14 protein-coding genes are annotated in these 17,575 nt (G+C 67.4%); 10 read left to right on the top strand and 4 right to left on the bottom strand.

Annotation, left to right across the window (positions count from 1 at the left end; genetic code table 11):
* Window positions 1-221 precede the first annotated feature (221 nt).
* The 4 genes from QKY98_RS12560 to QKY98_RS12545 all read left to right on the top strand — a co-directional run bounded on the left by QKY98_RS12560 (window position 222) and on the right by QKY98_RS12545 (window position 5,882).
* The gene (locus QKY98_RS12560) at window positions 222-1,979 is read left to right on the top strand and encodes a putative bifunctional diguanylate cyclase/phosphodiesterase (protein WP_260982892.1); all 1,758 of its coding nucleotides are present in this window, start codon (window positions 222-224) and stop codon (window positions 1,977-1,979) included.
* 83 nt (window positions 1,980-2,062) lie between these two features.
* Window positions 2,063-3,316 (top strand): sensor domain-containing phosphodiesterase, encoded by a 1,254-nt coding sequence (locus QKY98_RS12555; protein ID WP_044341448.1) that lies wholly within the window; start codon window positions 2,063-2,065, stop codon window positions 3,314-3,316.
* A gap of 121 nt (window positions 3,317-3,437) precedes the next feature.
* A complete protein-coding gene (locus tag QKY98_RS12550) occupies window positions 3,438-4,685 on the top strand; it encodes a GGDEF domain-containing response regulator (protein ID WP_027602525.1) in 1,248 nt (415 codons plus the stop codon).
* Between the two features lie 117 nt (window positions 4,686-4,802).
* Window positions 4,803-5,882: an SMP-30/gluconolactonase/LRE family protein gene (locus tag QKY98_RS12545; protein ID WP_169854025.1), complete on the top strand. Its 1,080-nt coding sequence runs from the start codon at window positions 4,803-4,805 to the stop codon at window positions 5,880-5,882.
* A gap of 3 nt (window positions 5,883-5,885) precedes the next feature.
* Here QKY98_RS12545 and QKY98_RS12540 read toward each other — a convergent pair whose 3' ends face one another.
* Together QKY98_RS12540 and QKY98_RS12535 are read right to left on the bottom strand one after the other, a co-directional pair.
* A complete protein-coding gene (locus QKY98_RS12540) occupies window positions 5,886-6,239 on the bottom strand; it encodes a hypothetical protein (protein ID WP_007159597.1) in 354 nt (117 codons plus the stop codon).
* 140 nt (window positions 6,240-6,379) lie between these two features.
* Window positions 6,380-7,501, bottom strand: a complete 1,122-nt coding sequence (locus QKY98_RS12535) for a DUF1615 domain-containing protein (RefSeq protein ID WP_502694695.1) — start codon at window positions 7,499-7,501, stop codon at window positions 6,380-6,382.
* Window positions 7,502-7,704: 203 nt separating this feature from the next.
* Between QKY98_RS12535 and QKY98_RS12530 the strand changes: the two genes are divergently transcribed.
* Window positions 7,705-8,916 (top strand): YeeE/YedE family protein, encoded by a 1,212-nt coding sequence (locus tag QKY98_RS12530; RefSeq protein WP_502945087.1) that lies wholly within the window; start codon window positions 7,705-7,707, stop codon window positions 8,914-8,916.
* On the opposite strand, the gene QKY98_RS12525 is transcribed toward QKY98_RS12530, so the two are convergent.
* Window positions 8,913-10,184 (bottom strand): hypothetical protein, encoded by a 1,272-nt coding sequence (locus QKY98_RS12525; protein WP_027597144.1) that lies wholly within the window; start codon window positions 10,182-10,184, stop codon window positions 8,913-8,915. The two genes, QKY98_RS12530 and QKY98_RS12525, sit on opposite strands and share 4 nt — an antisense overlap.
* Window positions 10,185-10,221: 37 nt before the next feature.
* Entirely contained in the window at window positions 10,222-11,799 is a 1,578-nt protein-coding gene (locus tag QKY98_RS12520) for a hypothetical protein (protein ID WP_044341445.1), read from the bottom strand.
* 579 nt (window positions 11,800-12,378) lie between these two features.
* Between QKY98_RS12520 and QKY98_RS12515 the strand changes: the two genes are divergently transcribed.
* From QKY98_RS12515 to QKY98_RS12495, 5 genes are all read left to right on the top strand, one after another.
* Window positions 12,379-14,523 carry a polysaccharide biosynthesis tyrosine autokinase gene (locus QKY98_RS12515; protein ID WP_284671006.1) on the top strand — a complete coding sequence of 715 codons (2,145 nt, stop codon included), beginning with the start codon at window positions 12,379-12,381 and terminating at the stop codon, window positions 14,521-14,523.
* Window positions 14,524-14,634: 111 nt separating this feature from the next.
* On the top strand, window positions 14,635-15,861 hold the full coding sequence (locus tag QKY98_RS12510) for a SpoIIE family protein phosphatase (RefSeq protein ID WP_284671005.1): 1,227 nt from the start codon (window positions 14,635-14,637) through the stop codon (window positions 15,859-15,861).
* Window positions 15,862-15,866: 5 nt separating this feature from the next.
* Entirely contained in the window at window positions 15,867-16,430 is a 564-nt protein-coding gene (locus tag QKY98_RS12505) for a SiaB family protein kinase (RefSeq protein ID WP_007159604.1), read from the top strand.
* 18 nt (window positions 16,431-16,448) lie between these two features.
* A complete protein-coding gene (locus QKY98_RS12500; protein ID WP_007159605.1) occupies window positions 16,449-16,838 on the top strand; it encodes a DUF1987 domain-containing protein in 390 nt (129 codons plus the stop codon).
* On the top strand, window positions 16,835-17,569 hold the full coding sequence (locus QKY98_RS12495; protein ID WP_027597149.1) for a GGDEF domain-containing protein: 735 nt from the start codon (window positions 16,835-16,837) through the stop codon (window positions 17,567-17,569). The genes QKY98_RS12500 and QKY98_RS12495 overlap by 4 nt, the downstream gene beginning before the upstream one ends.
* Window positions 17,570-17,575 lie beyond the last annotated feature (6 nt).

Genomic DNA, 17,575 nt, shown 5'->3' with positions numbered 1-17,575 from the left:
CAGGGGATATCCCTTCGACCAGGGCTCGCGATTGACGTGCAGCCGCGCTAAGGTTCCAGACTGGCAGGCGAGACGAAACGGCTAAAGTCTTATGATTTCTCGCCGATACTTCCGCAGACCTGCCTCTCGTTTGCTGCACTCGCCTGGCTCGGGTCGCGGCAGTTCTTCCAGGATGGGCTTGTTGCTCGAGCAAGGCTCATCGATATTCCCGAGATAGCCTGATGGCCGATTCACTGAAGTACGAAGATGACCGCCTCAACGCCCTGCACGCCCTGGAGTTGCTGGATTCGGCGCCGGCGGAGGAATTCGATCGCCTCTGCGAACTGGTCGCCAGCAGCTTCAATGTGCCGACCGCGCTGATCAGCCTGGTGGATCGCGATCGCCAGTGGTTCAAGGCCCGCGTCGGCTTCGACCTGGCGCAGATGCCCATCGAGGACGCCTTCTGCGCCCACACCATCCAGGCCGAGGATGGCCGGATGGAGATCAACGATGCCTGCTGCGATACCCGCTTCAGCCATAACCCCCTGGTGGTACGCGCCCCCCATGTGCGTTTCTATGCCGGCTCGACCCTGGTCACCGAGGGCGGCTATGCCATCGGAAGTCTGTGCATCCTCGACAGCCAGCCGCGCGAACTGACGGCCGCGGAACGCAAGCGCCTGGACGATTTCGCCGCCCAGGTGATGAGCCTCATAGGCCTGCGCCAGCACCTGCGCCGCCGTGATCCGGTCAGCGGCCTGCCCAATCGCCAGCAGTTCCACGCCGATGTCGCCCAACTGGCCGAACTCCAGCCCGACGAGGGGCGCCTGCTGGTGCTGGTGGATCCCCTGGAGACCCACTGGAAGGAGCAACTGATTCTGGCCCAGGGCATGTGGCCCTTCGAGACCTTTCTGCGCAGCCTGGCCTTGCGCCTGTGCGACGCCCTGAGCGAGCGGGCCAAGGTCTATCACGTGGACACCAAGAGATTCGCCTTCCTGCTGCCGGAGGACTGCGATTATCCGCCGCTGCTCGACGCGCTCATCGCCCAGTTGCGGATGCCGGTCCAGGCCGACCGCATTCCCATCGATCCGCCGGTCAAGGCCGGTGTGGTGCCCTTCCTGCTCGACGCGGGCGAAGTCCGCGACCTGCTGCGCAAGGCCATGGTGGCGGTCGATCAGGCGGCGCTGAGCAGTCGTCACTGGGTCGTCTACGAACGCCCCCGGGACGAGGCCTTCCAGCGGATCTTCCAGCTGGTCCGGCAGATTCCCGAAGCCCTGGAGCGCGGCGACTTCAGCCTGGCCTTCCAGCCACGCCTGGCTCTGCCCGGACGTCGACTGTGCAGCGCCGAAGCCCTGTTGCGCTGGACCCATCCGCAACTCGGTCCCATCGCGCCCGGCGACTTCATTCCGGCGATCGAGAAGACCGCGCTGATCCACAGCGTCACCCGCTGGGTGATCCGTACCGCCGTCAGCCAGCTGGCGCACTGGGACAATCGCTATCAGGGGCGACTGTCGCTCAACCTGTCGCCACGGGATTTCGACGAAGGCGATCTGGTCGACCTGCTGCGCGAGACCTGCCAGCGCCAGGGTGTCGATCCGCGGCGGCTGGAAGTGGAGATCACCGAAGGCGAATGGCTGAAACGCAATCCCGAGGCCATCGCTCAGCTGCATGCCCTGCGCGAGCTGGGCCTGGAGATTGCCATCGACGACTTCGGCAGTGGCTACAGCAACTTCGCCTATCTCTACGAATTGCCGGTCACCAGCGTCAAGCTCGACCGCTCGCTGATCCATGACCTGCCCGAGGATCCACGCAAGCAGGAGGTGGTCAGGGCGCTGCTGGCGCTGATCGGCAAGCTCGGCTATCGCAGCGTCGCCGAGGGCATAGAGACGCCCGAGGTGCTGGCCTTCCTGCAGGAAGCCGGCTGCGACGAGGTCCAGGGCTATCTGCTGGCCCGGCCCATGGCCCTGCCCGCTTTCGAGGCCTGGTACGCCGAACGGGGTTAAGCCGAATGGATGAGGTCATTTGACTGACAAATTCATTCCAGGCTCTACACTGGTTCAGGTCGTAGTTTCCCGGGAGTGAGGACATGAGGGAATCAGGTACCGAGTTGTTGGAGGTGGTTGGCCTGGATACCGGCAACCTGAGCAGCCAGGGCTGCATCGACAAGGTGCTGCACGCGCTGCGCATCCACCTGGACATGGACGTGGCCTTTCTTGCCGAATTTCGCCAGCAGGATCGGGTCTTTCGCAACGTCGATGCGGCGCCCGATGCGCCGCTCAAGGCCGGCGATGCCCTGCCGCTCAGCCAGGGCTATTGTCAGCAGGTGGTGACCGGCCACCTGCCCGAACTCATCCCCGACACCCGCGCCGTCGGCGCTACCCGGCTGATCCCGGAAACCCGCAGCGTGCCCATCGGCGCTCACGTCAGCGTGCCGGTGCGGCTCAGCGATGGCGAACTCTATGGCACCTTCTGCTGCTTCAAGTACCAGCCCGATCCGACCCTGAGTCCCCGTGACCTGGAGTTGGTGCGGACCTTTGCCGAACTGGTGGCCGATCGCCTCAGCCTGGACGTCTCCAGTCGCCGCGGCCAGGTGGAGATGCGCGAGCGCATCCAGGGCGCGGTGGCCGCCCACCAGCCGAGCATCGTCTACCAGCCGATCTATCACCTGGCGGATCTGCGCATCGCTGGCTGGGAGTCGCTGTCGCGCTTCCACTGCCCGCCGCAGCGCAGCCCGGACCTGTGGTTTTCCGAAGCCAGCGCCATCGGTCTGGGGGACGAGCTCGAAGAATGCGCCATGCGCTTCGCCCTGCAGGGGCTGCAGAGTCTGCCCGACGACAGCTACCTGACCATGAACTGTTCGCCGCAGACCATCCTGGGCGGGCGCCTGCCAGCGCTGCTGGCCGGCAATCCTCCCGGACGCCTGGTGCTGGAGATCACCGAACATGCCGAGGTCGACGACTACGACGCCCTGCATGCCCAGCTGCAACCGCTGCGGGCCCAGGGCGTGCGCCTGGCCATCGACGATGCCGGCGCCGGCTATTCGAGTCTGAGGCACATCCTTCGACTGCGGCCGGACATGATCAAGCTGGACATGAGCCTGGTGCGCGACATCGATCGCGACGCCGAACGCCGGGCGCTGGCCTCGGCGATCATCGCCTTCGCCCGCGAGACCCACAAGGAGGTGATCGCCGAGGGGGTGGAAACCCTCGCCGAGCTGGAAGCGCTCAAGGCGCTGCAGGTGGACAAGGTGCAGGGCAACCTGCTGAGTCGCCCGCTGCCGCGCGACGACGCCCTGCGCCTGCCCCGGCGGCGCCAGCTGGAAGGCCAGGCGGACCGCTGAACCGGGAAGGATCGGCGGCCATTCAAGTCGTCGATCCTTTGGCCGATACGCAGAGGCGAATGATCCCTTCCTCTGACGCCAGAACTATTCTCGGCCGATCTTTGCCCTGCAGGAGTTACCGGTGCGCTCCATCCTGGTCATCGAAGACAGCCCCATGGTCCTCAAGATTCTGGCGCACCTCTTTCGTCAGCAGCGCGACTTCGAGCCGGTATTCTGCGCCACCCTGGCCGAAGCCGAGCTGATGCTGGAAACCTCGGCCAATCTGTTCTTCGCCGCCCTGGTGGACCTCAACCTGCCCGATGCGCCCAATGGCGAAAGCGTCGATCTGGTGCTGCGCTATCGTCTGCCCTGCATCGTCCTCAGCGGTTCCTACGACGAGCGCCGGCGCGACGACCTGCTCACCAAGGGCGTGGTCGACTATGTGCTCAAGGAAAGCCAGTACTCCTACGAATTCGCCTTCCGGCTGCTGCGGCGGCTGGACAGCAATACCGCGGTCAAGATCCTCATCGCCGAGGACTCCGACGCCACCCGCAACTACATCCGCCATGTGCTGACGCCCCACCGCTACCAGCTGCTGGACGCCTGCGACGGCAACGAGGCCCTGCGCCTGCTGCAGGAGCAGCCGGACATCGACCTGCTGGTGGTGGACCACAGCATGCCCGGCCTCAGCGGCTTCGAACTGGTGCAGATGTTGCGGCAGAAGCTGCGCCGCCACGACCTCAGCATCATCGGCCTGTCGGCCGACGAAAAGGGTTCGCTCAGCGCCAAGTTCATCAAGCAGGGGGCCGACGACTTCCTGCGCAAGCCCTTCTGCCCCGAGGAGCTCAATTGCCGAGTGGTCTCGACCCTGGAACGGCGGGATCTCATGCGCGCCCTCACCCACGCCGCCCAGTACGATTCCCTCACCGGGCTGCGCAACAGGCGCGCCTTCCAGGATCAGGCCCAGGAGCTGTTCCGCCAGGCCGAACGCGAGGGCCACGCCCTGAGCGTGGCCATGCTGGACCTGGATCACTTCAAGCGCATCAACGACGAACACGGCCATGCCAGCGGTGACAGTGCCTTGGTGGTCTTCGCCCAGGCCTTGGCCCGGACCCTGCCCCAGGATCTCACCGGTCGCCTGGGTGGCGAGGAATTCGCCTTGGTCAGCCGGATGCCACCGGAGCAGCTGCTGCAGGCGCTGGACCTGCTGCGCCGCTACTGCCACGCCCAGAGCTATGCCCCCGGCGCCCCGCCGCTGTCGTTCAGCGCCGGCGTCTTCAGCGGCCTCGCCGACGACCTCGAAGGCTTCCTCCACGAAGCCGACCGGCGCCTCTATCAGGCCAAACGCCAGGGCCGCGGTCGGACCTGCCTGGTGCTCGAGGCCGACTAGGCCCGTGCCCCGGTTGGCGCCATCCATCACAAGACATATGATGTCATACAATTGACCTGCCGATACAGGTTGATCCGCATTGCCTCGTCTGAACAATAACAATCAAGGACCTGCACCATGCATGACTCCCTCCCGGGCCTCGCCCGGCCATTGTCACGTCGCCAGTTGCTCCAGAGCGGCCTGGTCTGCGGCGCCGCCCTCGCCCTGCCCGGTCTCGCCCGCGCCGGGGAACCCCTGAGCCAACGCTATCCCGATCCGCTGATCGAGATCCTCGACGACCGCTTCCTCGAGTTGCGGCTGTTCAACGCCAGTGTCGAACGCCTGGCCACCGGCCTGCGCTGGGCCGAAGGCCCGGTGTGGATCGGCGATGGCAACTACCTGCTGATGAGCGACATCCCCAACAACCGCATCGTGCGCTGGGATGAGGTCAGCGGCCGGCTGGACACCTACCGTGCCCAGTCGAATTTCGCCAACGGCCTGACCCGTGATCGCCAGGGTCGGCTGATCGCCTGTGAAGGCTCCACCACTCACGGCCTCGGGCGGCGGGTCACCCGCACCGAGCACGATGGGCGTATCACGGTGCTGGCCGATAGCTTCGACGGCAAGCCGTTCAATTCGCCCAATGACGTGGTGGTCAAGCGTGACGGCTCCATCTGGTTCAGCGACCCGCCGTTCCAGGCCAACAGCGACTACGAGGGTCATAGGGTCAAGACCGAGCAACCCGATGGGGTCTATCGCATCGACGGCGAGAGCCTGGCGGTGACCCGGGTGATCGGTGATCTCAACGGCCCCAACGGCCTGGCCTTCTCGCCGGACGAAAAGCTGCTCTATGTGGTCGAGGGCCGCGCCAAGCCCAATCGCCTGGTGTGGGCCTATACGGTCAGGGACGACGGCAGCCTGGGCGAGCGCCGCAAGCACATCGAGGCGCTGGAATACGGCGCCCTGGACGGCATCAAGTGCGACGTGGCGGGCAATCTCTGGTGCGGCTGGGGCAGCAGTGGCGCGCCGGCGGCCAAGCCCGAGGCGCTCGATGGCGTGCGGGTCTTCGATCCCAGCGGCAAGGCGCTGGGGCACATCCACCTGCCGGAACGCTGCCCCAACCTCTGCTTTGGCGGCCCGGAAGGCAACCGGCTGTTCATGGCCGGTTCCCACTCGCTGTACAGCCTCTACGTCAACATCCGTGGTGCCGGCCTCTAGCCGCTAGCGGGACTCGGGCGGCGACTGCTCGGCCAGGACGGTCAGGGAGTCGAGCACGCTGTCCAGGGCGTAGGCCGCTTCGAAGCGCGCCAGATTCTGGGTGAGGTCGGCCAGGCTGGTGGTGATCCCCAGCCAGTTGCCCAGGCCGATCTGGCGCGCCGCTTCCGGCAGCGAACAACCGCCATCGCGGCGTTCCAGCCAGGCCAGCACCAGTTCCGGCGGGGTATCGGCTTCGAGGCCCAGGGTGCGCAGCAGTCGCAGGGCCTTGGCCTGTTCGCGGGGTGGCAGCCGATGGCGGGCCGTAGGGGTGGGCTGGTCGACGATCAGCGTCAACCGGGAGCCGGGGGTATCGGTCATCTGGACCTCTAGGGACTACACCAGAACCGTACGGCGCGAGGCCGCTTCATCGCCCCATGTTAGGCGAATAGTCTGGCCAATTGCCATCCCCGGGCCCGACCCTCGTCACCTGGAAAACGCCGTTCGGCCCCCTGCTCCCCTCAGCGCGCGGCGCGGCCCCGGCAGCGCTGCCAGCGTTCCTCAACCCGCTGGGCGAACCAGGCGGTGGTGAGGGTGCGGGTGATCTTGGGACTTTCCAGGGTGATGCCCGGCAGGATGGCGCGCGGCAGGCTGCGACCGGCCTTGCGCTCGGCCAGGGCATAGACCTTGGCATAGAGATCGGTCTTGGCGAAGTCCTCGGACTCCCCCGCCTCCAGGTCGTGGCGGATGGCGATGTCGCTCATGCCCAGGGCCGGCGCCAGGCGATTGACCGCCCGCTCGGTCTCGCCCTGGGTCCGCGAACCGGGCACCACCAGATCGCCGTCCAGCGCCAGCTTCATCCCCGTGGCCCGGCTTACCGCGCTCTGGAAGGCGGCATTGCGACTGGCGTACCAGCCGGCGTTGAAATCGGCGAAGCGATACAGCGGCGTGGCATAGTCCGCCGGATAGCCCAGCAGGTGCGCGGTGCCGAAATAGAGACCGCCCCGTCGGCTGAACACCTCGTGGCGGATGGAACCCTCGCGCTCATAGGGATAGCCGCGGGCATGAGCCTCGGCGAAGTCGATGCTGACCTGCATGGGGCCGCCGGTGCGCACCGGATTGAAGCGCCCGAACAACTGGCCTCCCAGGGGCACCATGGCGATGAAGTCCTCGAAGATCAGACTCAGCTCGCGCTCGGTTCGGGCACTGTCCAGGCGCTGGGCGTAGGTCTTGCCGGTGGGCGACCTGAGGTTGAGCGCGGTGCGCACCAGCAGTTGAGGCACATAGGCCCGCGCCGCACGTCTGTCGATCTCTTCCCGGGCGATCCGCCCCAGCCCCGGCACCGGCGGATCGACCTGGTAGGTGGATTCCTGCTCCGCCACCGCCAGCACGGCGCAGAGGTTGTCCGTCGAGGGCTCGAGGCCCTGGGCGCTGAAGGCGGTCTGGATATCGCTGGCCCAGCCCTGCCGATCCGCGACGCTGGCCGGCAGCAGCCGCAGGAGCTCGGCGCGCACCTCGGCCGGCGAACGGGTTGGACCCTGGGAGCTGGGCGTCAGGCTGCAACCGGCCAGCACCAGGGCAGCGGCCAGGGCGGTCCAGCCGCGCAATCGCGGCAGGGTAGGCAAGGCGGGAACAGACGGCACGGCAGCAGCGGACACGGCGACTCCAGGGGATTCCTTTGGCCGCTTTGACCACGCCCTCGGCCAAACGGCTGTCCTGAACGCTAGATAACTTCTGGCTATATCGATGTAACCCTTTCATTCAACCAGAGCTGACGGTTGGCTGGGATTCCCGGGCAAGTCCTACTAAAATAGTCGGACTTTAGTTCGAAGCTACCGGAACCATGATGCAGCAGACCTCTACGCTTTCCTCTCCTCGCCTGCCCTGGGCGGCCCTGTGGGCGACCTGCCTGCTCGCCCTGGGCATGGTCTTTCTAGGCCAGGCCGTGGGCGGCCGTCAGGCGCTCCTGCTGCTGCTCGGCGGCGCCCTCGGCCTGACCCTCTACCACGCCGCCTTCGGCTTCACCTCGGCCTGGCGGGTGTTCATCCTCGACCGCCGCGGCGCCGGCCTGCGCGCCCAGATGGTGATGCTGGCCCTGGCGGTGCTGCTGTTCTTTCCCGCCCTGGGCGCCGGCAGCCTGTTCGGCGAGGCGGTGCGCGGCAACGTCTCGCCGCTGTCCACCTCGGTGGTGGTCGGCGCCTTCCTGTTCGGCATCGGCATGCAACTGGGCGGCGGCTGCGCCTCGGGCACCCTGTTCACCGCCGGCGGCGGCAATGCGCGGATGCTGGTGACCCTGCTGTTCTTCGTCATCGGCTCGCTGATCGCCACCCAGCACCTGGGCTGGTGGTTCGCCCTGCCCAGTCTGCCGCCGACCTCCCTGGTGACCAGCCTGGGCGTGCTGCCCGGCATCCTGGTCAGCCTGGCGGCCTTCGCCCTGATCGCCGGGGTCTCGGTGGTACTGGAGCGCCGTCGCCACGGCTCGCTGGAAGTCACGGTGCCCGGTGAACACCAGGGCGCGGCGCGCCTGCTGCGCGGCAACTGGCCACTGGTCTGGGGCGCCATCGCCCTGGCCATACTGAACTTCGTCACCCTGGCCCTGGCCGGTCGCCCCTGGGGCGTCACCTCGGCCTTCGCCCTCTGGGGCGCCAAGGGCGCCGGTCTGCTCGGGCTGGACGTCTCCGGCTGGGCCTTCTGGCAGCAACCGGCCAATGCCCGGGCGCTGGCCGAGCCCTTCTGGTTTGACGTCACCAGCGTGATGAATCTCGGCATCATGCTGGGCGCCCTGGCTGCCGCCGGTCTCGCCGGCCGCTTCGCCCCCAGCCTGCGCATTCCCGCGCGGTCGCTGGTGGCGGCGGTGCTTGGCGGCCTGCTGCTGGGCTACGGCGCGCGGCTGGCCTATGGCTGCAACATCGGCGCCTACTTCAGCGGCATCGCCTCGGGCAGCCTGCACGGCTGGCTGTGGCTGGTGGCCGCCTTCTTCGGCAACAGCCTGGGCGTGCGCCTGCGCCCCTTCTTCTTTCCCGGCGAACGCCGCGTCGAACGCCTGACCGGCTGCTAGACCGGCAGGACCTGGCGACCGGGCGGCAGCGCTCCCGGTCGCTCCGGCAGGCTGATGACCCCGTACTGGGGCGCGCCGTGGTAGGTCTTCAGCGCCTGCATGACGAAGAGCAGGGCCGCGGTGCCCTGGTATTCGAACAGTCCCTGCAGCGGCCAGATGGTCATGAAGGCGAGGAATACCGCCAGGGTGAATTCCAGGTCCCGGCTCAGCTTGCGCGCCACCAGGTAGTGGACCGCCAGGCCGATGGGAATCACCAGGATCGACAGGAAACCGAAGCGGAACACGGTGCCGAAGATGCCGACGTCGGAAAGGAAGAAGTAGTCGCCGAAGATCGGCTTGAAGCCGTCGTTCCACATCAGGCTGAGGCTGCCGCTGGGCAGGCCGTTGTACAGCTGCAGGTGGTTGATGATCTGGGAAATGGTGTTTTCCCGGACGTTGTCGGTGGGGCCTTCCTGCACCGAGCGCGCATAGAAATCCAGGTTGAAGCCGAGGGTTTCCAGGAGGTGCGGATAGAGGATCAGCGGTGCGATGATGATAGCGCCGAACAGCGCCGGGCCGACCAGACGCGCGCGCAGGGCGAGGATGGTGAACACCAGGCAGACCACGATCAGCTGGCGGGTCTGCAACACCACCACGATGGTCGCCAGAAAGAACAGCGCCAGCAGGCCGTGCCTCAGCTTGGGCCGCAACTGGCCGTCGATGAAGGAACGCCCGCGACCGGCGAAGTAGATGCAGATGAAGTAGCCGAAGAAGATGGCGCCCGCCCCCGTGGAGGCCCGTCCGGGACGGCTGAGGTCCTTCACCTCCTCGCGCAGGTCCGGCAGCATCTTGAAGTAGGACAGCCAGCACAGCAGCGCCGAGAGCAGCCCGACCAGGATGATCAGATTCTCGAACTGCACGGCATTCAGCCGCTTGGCCAGGTAGAGCACCAGGAAGGCGCTGAAGCAGTAAAGCACGCGCCGCTCCTCGATGAGGCCGTAGACCAGCGGCTGGCCCCAGAACAGCTGGGCGAACACCGCCGGCAGGCCGACGAACACCGCCGTGGAAAACAGGCAGAAGCCCATCAGCAGCCGATAGTCGCGCTGCGGCCGATGCCAGGTGCTCAGGGTGAAGAGCGCGAAGAAACCCAGGCAGATCGCCAGGTACAGCTCGCCCACGTAGCGGATGCCCACCGGATTGGTCGGGCTCTGTTCGAAGACGCCGAACTGCAGGACCATCAGGCCACCCAGGGCCAGAAAACTCAGTCGATTGATCAGCGTACCCGGCATACCCGGTTTCCTCGCAGCACGTTCATGGATGGGGCGTTCATTGCAGGCGCCAGTCACCCTCGACCTTGGCGTAGGTCAGTTGGCGACCGTCCGCCAGACTCAGGCGGGCGCGGGTGTATTCGGGCAGGTCGACGCGGAAATCCCGGCCTTCCAGATAGAGTCCGCCACAGGCCCCCGGCTCGCCGTGGTAGTCCAGCGGCTGGCGCTGCAATTCGTGGATGCTGCGGTGGAACAGCAGGTTGGCGTAGCCGCGCACCGTCATGTCGGTGGAGATGAGGGTGCAGTCCAGCGCGACCTGGCCTTTCACCAGCCCGACCAGGACCTGGTTCTGCCGGTCGATGGCGCCCCAGCCGGCATAGCCGGCGAGGTCCTGGCGATAGGTCTGGCCGTTCTGCAGGGCCGCGGCCACCAGCACCACGGCGAGCACGGCGCGCCCCGGGGTCTTCAGGGCCAGAAAGGCCAGGCCGAGCAGCAGCGCGGCGGGAAAGATGAACTTGAGGCGATCAAAGGAAAACTGGGTGGCATGCTGCAGCAGCAGCAGATTTTCCAGCAGTGGCACGCTGGCGGCGACCAGCAGCAGCGTGGTGCTGCGCGGCCAGTTCAGGCTCTTGCGCTTCCAGACCAGTACCCCCAGGGCGATGGCCACCGCGGCCAAGAACAGGCCGAAGGACAGTCCGTAGCCAGCGAAGAAGTCGGTCAGGTGGGCATTGTTCGGACTGCGGGCGAGAAAGCGCCGGGCAAAGGCCTTGAGCGTCGGCAACAGGCCCGCCGCCAGGCTGTAGTGCAGCAGCACCAGCAATCCGGCCAGCGCCGTGGCGAAGGCCAGGCGCCAGGCCATGCGCTGGCCTTCCGGCAATTGCCGGCGCTGCAGCCAGAACAGCGCGACCAGCCCGCCGCCGAAGACGTAGCCGGTCCATTCGGTCAGGGCGCCGAAGCAGACCAGGCCGGCCAGCAGCCAGCCCAGCCGCTGGCGCTGGCCGGCAGGCGCCTGCAGGTAGTGGAAGAGCGTCAGCAGACTGGCCAGCAGCAGCACCTGGTAGAAACTCTGCACCCAGTAGAGCAGGCCCTGGGACAGCAGCGCCTCGCGGCTGAACACTGCGATCAGGCAGCCCAGCACCGCGCTCGTGGCGGCCAGGCCGCGGCTGGCGCCGTGACTGCGCAGCACCAGGTAGAGCAGGCGGAACAGCAGCAGCGCCGTGAGGGCGCCGAGGGCGGCGTTGAACAGCGCGAGGCTGTGCAGCGAAGGCGTCAGCCCTGCGGCCTTGAGGCCGAGATAGGGCGCGAGGAAGCCGTAGCTGCTGAAGCTGGTGTAGACGTAGTCGCCACTGTGGGTGGGGATGGTCGCACCCCAGGACACCTGCTTGTCGTGACTGCCGCCCAGGGTCACCGTGGGCAGCCACCAGTGGCGGGTCACGCCGGATTCGTCCAGGGCATTGAGACTGAGCAGGACGTGATAGCTGGCTTCGAGATTCTGCGCCCCGGTGCCGTCGCGAAAATCCGGCAGGCGCCAGAGCAGCGCCAGCAGCAACAGCAGACCGACCACCAGACCGCCCAGCCAGAACGGCCACCGTCCCACCCGGACCCCGGGATGGGTAACGTCAGATACCACGCTCATTGTCCTGTCTCCTGACAGCCATGCAGTCGAGAACGCCGTCCAGGGCAGTGAAGAACCAGGCGCCATCTTCCGCAGGCCTGGTACAACCGGTGCAAGACCGCCCACGCAGGCCAAGAGGCGCGTGGGTGGGTAACCGGGCTTCAACCGCTGACTACATTCAAGAAGCCGTCAGGAACACGCCGTTGCCGGGAGGCAGCGGCGTTTGCATCTGATACCCGGGTGCATCCGCCAGCTTCGGCAGGGCACCAGCGGCTCCGGAAAACCCGGCGCGAGCCAGGGCTTGTCGTCCGGAGACACGACAGGTCGCGAAGAAGACTGCCTTAGCACCTTGACGCTGCCAAGCGGGCATCCGTCGCGTTCTGCACGGAGTGTCACATTTTTGGCTTTTGCTTTCGCTTAGAGTCGACGCAGCACTCCAGCCGACAAGGCGCGGATCCCCGATCCAGCGCCTGGCGTTCCCAGCTGTGCCCTGCCTGGTGTGACGATTTCGACCCCCGGTTCGCCGCGCGCTGCCCTCTCGCCAGCGTGCGGCTGCGACGGCTGTCCTTTCTCGTACCTGCCCCAAAGGCCCGCTCCTGCATGGACAAGTCGCATCAGACGCTCCCCGCCGCCACCCAGGCCGCGGACATAGGTTTCGCCCGTTACTGCGCCGCGCTCTGGCGCCATCGCCGCAGCCTGCTCGTCTGCATCGTCCTCTGCACCCTGCTGGGCGTGGCCTATGCGCAACTGGCCGCGCCGCGCTATCAGGCGGTGGCGACGGTGCAGATCGAATACCAGCGCGGCATCGTGCGGCTGGACGAAGCCGACAACGGCCGACCGCTGCCGCCGCCGGAAGCCATCACCGAGATGCAGCTGCTCACCTCGCGGCGGGTGGTCGGCGAGGTGGTGGACGCCGAGGGCCTGGACCTGAGCGTCACCCCACGGCGCCTGCCGCTGCTGGGCGACTGGCTGGCGCGCCGCCACGAACGCGCGGGCACCGGGGTGGCCCCGCCGCTGTTCGGCCTCGCGCGCTTCGCCTGGGGCGGCGAACAGCTGACCATCGCCAGGCTGAGCGTGCCCGACGCCCTCTATGGCCAGCCGCTGACCCTCACCGCCGAGGCCCCGGATCGCTTCCTGCTGAGCGATGCCCAGGGCAAGCGCCTGCTGGAAGGTCGGCTGGGCCAGCCGGCCAGCGCCGGCGAGCTGCAGCTGGACATCGCCCAGCTGCACGCCTATCCGGGCACCGAATTCATCCTCGTCAAGCAACGCCGCGGTGTGGCCATCCAGGCGCTGCAGGAGCGGCTGATGGTCAGCGAGCGCGGCAAGCGCTCGGGCATCCTCTCGATCCAGCTGCAGGACACCGATCCGCAGCGGGCGCAACGCATCCTGCGCGGCATCACCGAGGCCTATGTGCGCCAGGACGTGACCCGCAACGCCGACGAATCCACCCAGCAACTGGCCTTCCTGCGCCAGGAGTTGCCGCGGGTGAATCAGCGCCTGGCCGACGGCCGCCAGGCGCTGGACCGCTATCAGCGCCGCCAGGGCTCCATCGCCATCGGCGAAGAGGGACGCAGCCTGCTGCGCCAGGCGGTGGACCTCGATGGCCAGCTGTCGGCCCTGGAGATGGAGCGTCTCGGACTGGCCCTGCGCTTCACCACCACCCACCCGCTGTACCAGACCCTGCTGGCGCGCCGCCAGGTGCTCAACGGCGAGCGCCAGGCCGTACAGCAGCGCCTGGCCAAGCTGCCCCAGACCCAGCAGGAGGTCCTGCGCCTGCAGCGCGACGTCGAGGCGGCGGACAAGCTCTATGCGCTGATGAGCAAGCGCATCCAGGAATTGTCGGTGGTGCGCGCCGGCACGGTGAGCGATGTGCGCATCATCGACAGCGCCTATACCCAGATCGCCCCGGTCTATCCCAAGAAGCCCCTGCTGATCCTCAGCGCCCTGCTCTTCGGCTGCCTGGCCGGGATGGCCTGGGTCTATCTGCGCGCCAGCCTGGAGCGCGGCATCGAAGACGCCGAGGGCCTGGAAAATCTGGGCCTGCCGGTGCTGGCGCAATTGCCACTGGCGCCGAGCCGCCAACTCGGCGGCCCGCTGCAGACCTCACTCGACAGCGGCTACCAAGAGGCCCTGCGGATCCTGCGCACCAGCCTGGCCTTCGCCCGCACCGAGGCGCGCAATGACCTGCTGCTGATCACCAGCGCCAGCCCCGGCGCCGGCAAGTCCTCGGTGGCCATGCAACTGGCGCGGGTGCTGGCCGAAGGCGGGACGCGGGTGCTGCTGGTGGATGCCGACCTGCGGCGCGGACGCCTGCACCGGCGCCTGCAACTGGCCCGCCGCCCGGGTCTGGCCGAGGTGCTGGCGGGGCTGGCGACGCCCGAGCAGGCGATCCAGCCCTCGGCGATCCCCGGCCTGGATTGCCTGGTGGGCGGCGTCCGCCCGCCCAATCCGGCCGAATTGCTGATGAGCGCGCGCTGTACCGAGTTGCTGCGCGGCCTGCAGCAGGACTACGAACTGATCATCCTCGACACCCCGCCGGTGCTGGCGGTGACCGATGCCGTGCTGCTGGCCGCCCAGGCCGGCACCTGTCTGCTGGTGTCGCGCCATGGCTGCAACACCGCCAAGGAAATCGAGGCCACCCAGCGCCAGTTCGCCTACAGCGGTCTGGTGCTCCAGGGTGCGGTGCTCAACGCCGTGCCGCCCCCGCCGTTCACCCGCGCCGCCCTGGGGGTCCTGACCGGCTGACGCCCACCTGGCCAGGCCCGGCACTATGCTGGCGCCTGGCCAGCTCCTGTCATCAAAGCTCAACACGGAGCCCCTAGGCTGCATCGACCTCCCGAGAACGGATTCGTATCGATGTCGTCCGCTCCCCTGCCCTCCGCGCGTGCCGCCTCCCGCCCCAGCCAACGCTGCGCCCTCGACCTCTGCACCCAGTGGCCCGCCGTCGAGGCCGAGCACACCAACGCCATGGTCATGGACCTGTTCAACGAACGCCGCGAGATCACCAGTCTCGCGGTAGTCGAGCACGACCGCCCGATCGGCCTGATCAACCGCGACATCTTTCTCTCGCAGATGAGCAAGCCGTATCACCGTGAAGTCTACGATCGCAAGAGCTGCATCGCTTTCATGGACAAGGAGCCGCTGGTGGTGGATGCCGGTCTGTCCATCGAGGAGCTGACCCGGCGCACCGTCGAGGTGGGCGAAAAGGCCCTGGCCGATGGCTTCATCGTCACCCGCGAAGGGCGCTTCGCCGGGCTCGGCCTGGGCGTGCAGCTGATGCGCATCGTCTCAGACCTGCAGGCCGAGAAGAATCGCCAGATCATGCACAGCATCGAATACGCCAGCGTCATCCAGCGCGCCATGCTGCGCAGCTCGCGCGAGGCCCTGGCGGTGATGGAACAGGACGCCACCCTGGTCTGGCAGCCGCGCGACGTGGTCGGTGGCGACTTCTATCACTTCGCCCAGCACGCAGACGGCTGGTTCGGTGCCATCGCCGACTGCACCGGCCACGGTGTGCCCGGCGCCTTCATGACCCTGATCGCCTCGGCGTCCCTGACCCAGGCCCTGCAACAGCTGGGACCGCGCGATCCCTCGGCGTTGCTCGCGGCGATCAACGCCAGCGTCAAGGCCATGCTGGGGCAGTCCGGCGGCATCTCCGAATCCAACGACGGCCTGGACCTGGCCTGCTTCTGGGTGGACAGAGGCAGTCACAGCCTGACCTACGCCGGCGCCCGCATGCCGCTCCACCTGCTGGCGCCCGACGCCGCGGACGTCCTGACCCTGGCGCCGCTGCGCCTGGGGATCGGCTACGCCGACAGCCCGCTCGACCAGTGCTGGCCGGCCACCACCCTGCCGTTGCCGCCGGGCAGCCTGCTGTTCGCCACCACCGATGGCCTGATCGACCAGATCGGCGGCCCGCGGCGCACCTCCTTTGGCAAGCGCCGCGCCCTGAGCCGGCTGAGCGAATCGCGTGCGCTGCCCACCGCCGCCTTCTGTGAGCAACTCAGCGCGGACCTCGCCCACTGGCAAGGCGACGAACTGCGTCGCGACGACCTCACCTTCCTTTGCATCCGCGTGGCCTGAACGACATGACCGCCTCCTTTCCCGCGAACGGCGCTTTTCTCGACATCGCCCAGCAGCAGCACGTGATCTTCTATCACCGCGGTTATTTCTCCCATGGCATCGTCGCCGCCATGGCCGAGGTGGTGAAGCTGCAACTGGAGTTCGAAGGCATCAGCGGCGCCACCCGGCGCAAGCTGTTTTCTTCCTTCATCGAATTGTCACAGAACGTCCTGCATTATTCCGCCGATGCGCTGCCGCCGGACGCCCTGGCGGACACCAAGCTGGGCCAGGGCTCGGTCTGTATCACCCGCCAGGACGGCAACTACCAGATGCTCTGCGCCAACCCCATCGCCAGCGACAAGGTCGACGCCCTGCGCGAGCGGCTCGAGCCGCTGTGCAGCATGTCGCTGGAACAGATCAAGCAGGCCTATCGCGAATCCCTGCGCGCCGAGACCCCGGCCGACAGCAAGGGCGCCGGTCTCGGCTTCCTGACCATGGCGCGCGACGCCAGCGCGCCTCTGGAATTTGCCTTCCATCCCTCGACGCAGACGCCGGGCACCACCCTGTTCTGCCTGAAAGCCATCATCTGACAGGGACCTCCACCTCGTATGGACACCATGTTCATCGCTCCCACCGCCACCTCTCCGGAGGTGGACTTCCGTTTCGCCGAGGACGAACTCTGGCTCAAGGGCGAATCCTTTCCGGAAAACGCCGCGGCCTTCTACCTGCCGGTTATCGAGTCGCTGCGGGCCTACCTCGACCAGCGCCGGGACGCCCGCATCCGGGTGCACGTGGCCCTGGCCTACTTCAACAGCTCCAGCACCAAGATGCTGTTCACCCTGTTCGACGCCCTGGACCAGGCGGCCCAGGCCGGCAACCGGGTGGAGCTGCACTGGTACTACGATGCCGAGGACGAGACCATCCAGGAATTTGGCGAAGAACTGCGACTGGACTTCCAGGCGCTGACGTTCATCGAACATCCCGAGCTGCCGGCATGACCGCCAGCGTCAGGCGCTGCAGCCCGGCCGAGGCGGGCCCCGACCTGTTCGAGCAGGAAGCCGGGGTGCTGCAGGCGGCGCGCGCCCTCTATGGGGCCGACGACGCCGATGCCGAGCGCTACCGAGCCGCCCTGGGCGACCTGACGCTGCATTTTGAACGCCTGATGCGCGAGACCCGTCGGCTGATCGCCCGCAGCGATCGCGCCGAACGCGAGATGAACGCCCTCAACCAGCAACTGCAGACCCTCAGCCAGCAGCTGGAGTATCGCGCCACCCACGACGCCCTCACCGGGATGCTCAATCGCGGCGCGGTGATCGACCAGGCCGGCCAGGCCCTGCGGCAACGGGGTGGGGCCATGATCGTGCTGGACATCGACCACTTCAAACGCATCAACGACGAGTTCGGCCATCCCGCCGGCGATCGGGTGATCCAGGCCATCGCCCGCTGCCTGCAGGAGCTGGTCCAGGCGCCGGCCATCGTCGGTCGGGTGGGTGGCGAGGAATTCACCGTGCTGCTGCCGACCCTGGCGCGGGACGAGGCCCTGGCCATGACCGAACGCCTGCGTCTGCGCATCGCCCGGGAGGCGACCGGTACAGCGCCGGTGACGGCCAGCTTCGGCCTCAGCCTCAACCTGCCGGGCACCGACTTCGAGCTCGCCTACGGCCTGGCCGACGCGGCGCTCTACCGGGCCAAGCGCGCGGGGCGCAACCAGGTGGTGCTGGCCGACTGACCACCG

This window comes from Pseudomonas sp. HR1 (assembly GCF_030175875.1).
In the GTDB taxonomy this organism is placed as follows: Bacteria; Pseudomonadota; Gammaproteobacteria; order Pseudomonadales; family Pseudomonadaceae; genus Chryseomonas; species Chryseomonas oryzihabitans.
This window is presented reverse-complemented; position numbering and strand designations above follow the sequence as displayed.

What these genes read in the sequence shown, in the direction of transcription:
- QKY98_RS12520 (WP_044341445.1), bottom strand. Translation starts at nt 11,799, where the DNA reads ATGAGCGTGGTATCTGACGTTACCCATCCCGGGGTCCGGGTGGGACGG.
- QKY98_RS12530 (WP_502945087.1), top strand. Translation starts at nt 7,705, where the DNA reads ATGCAGCAGACCTCTACGCTTTCCTCTCCTCGCCTGCCCTGGGCGGCC.
- QKY98_RS12500 (WP_007159605.1), top strand. Translation starts at nt 16,449, where the DNA reads ATGGACACCATGTTCATCGCTCCCACCGCCACCTCTCCGGAGGTGGAC.
- QKY98_RS12510 (WP_284671005.1), top strand. Translation starts at nt 14,635, where the DNA reads ATGTCGTCCGCTCCCCTGCCCTCCGCGCGTGCCGCCTCCCGCCCCAGC.
- QKY98_RS12560 (WP_260982892.1), top strand. Translation starts at nt 222, where the DNA reads ATGGCCGATTCACTGAAGTACGAAGATGACCGCCTCAACGCCCTGCAC.
- QKY98_RS12495 (WP_027597149.1), top strand. Translation starts at nt 16,835, where the DNA reads ATGACCGCCAGCGTCAGGCGCTGCAGCCCGGCCGAGGCGGGCCCCGAC.
- QKY98_RS12545 (WP_169854025.1), top strand. Translation starts at nt 4,803, where the DNA reads ATGCATGACTCCCTCCCGGGCCTCGCCCGGCCATTGTCACGTCGCCAG.
- QKY98_RS12505 (WP_007159604.1), top strand. Translation starts at nt 15,867, where the DNA reads ATGACCGCCTCCTTTCCCGCGAACGGCGCTTTTCTCGACATCGCCCAG.
- QKY98_RS12515 (WP_284671006.1), top strand. Translation starts at nt 12,379, where the DNA reads ATGGACAAGTCGCATCAGACGCTCCCCGCCGCCACCCAGGCCGCGGAC.
- QKY98_RS12540 (WP_007159597.1), bottom strand. Translation starts at nt 6,239, where the DNA reads ATGACCGATACCCCCGGCTCCCGGTTGACGCTGATCGTCGACCAGCCC.
- QKY98_RS12525 (WP_027597144.1), bottom strand. Translation starts at nt 10,184, where the DNA reads ATGCCGGGTACGCTGATCAATCGACTGAGTTTTCTGGCCCTGGGTGGC.
- QKY98_RS12555 (WP_044341448.1), top strand. Translation starts at nt 2,063, where the DNA reads ATGAGGGAATCAGGTACCGAGTTGTTGGAGGTGGTTGGCCTGGATACC.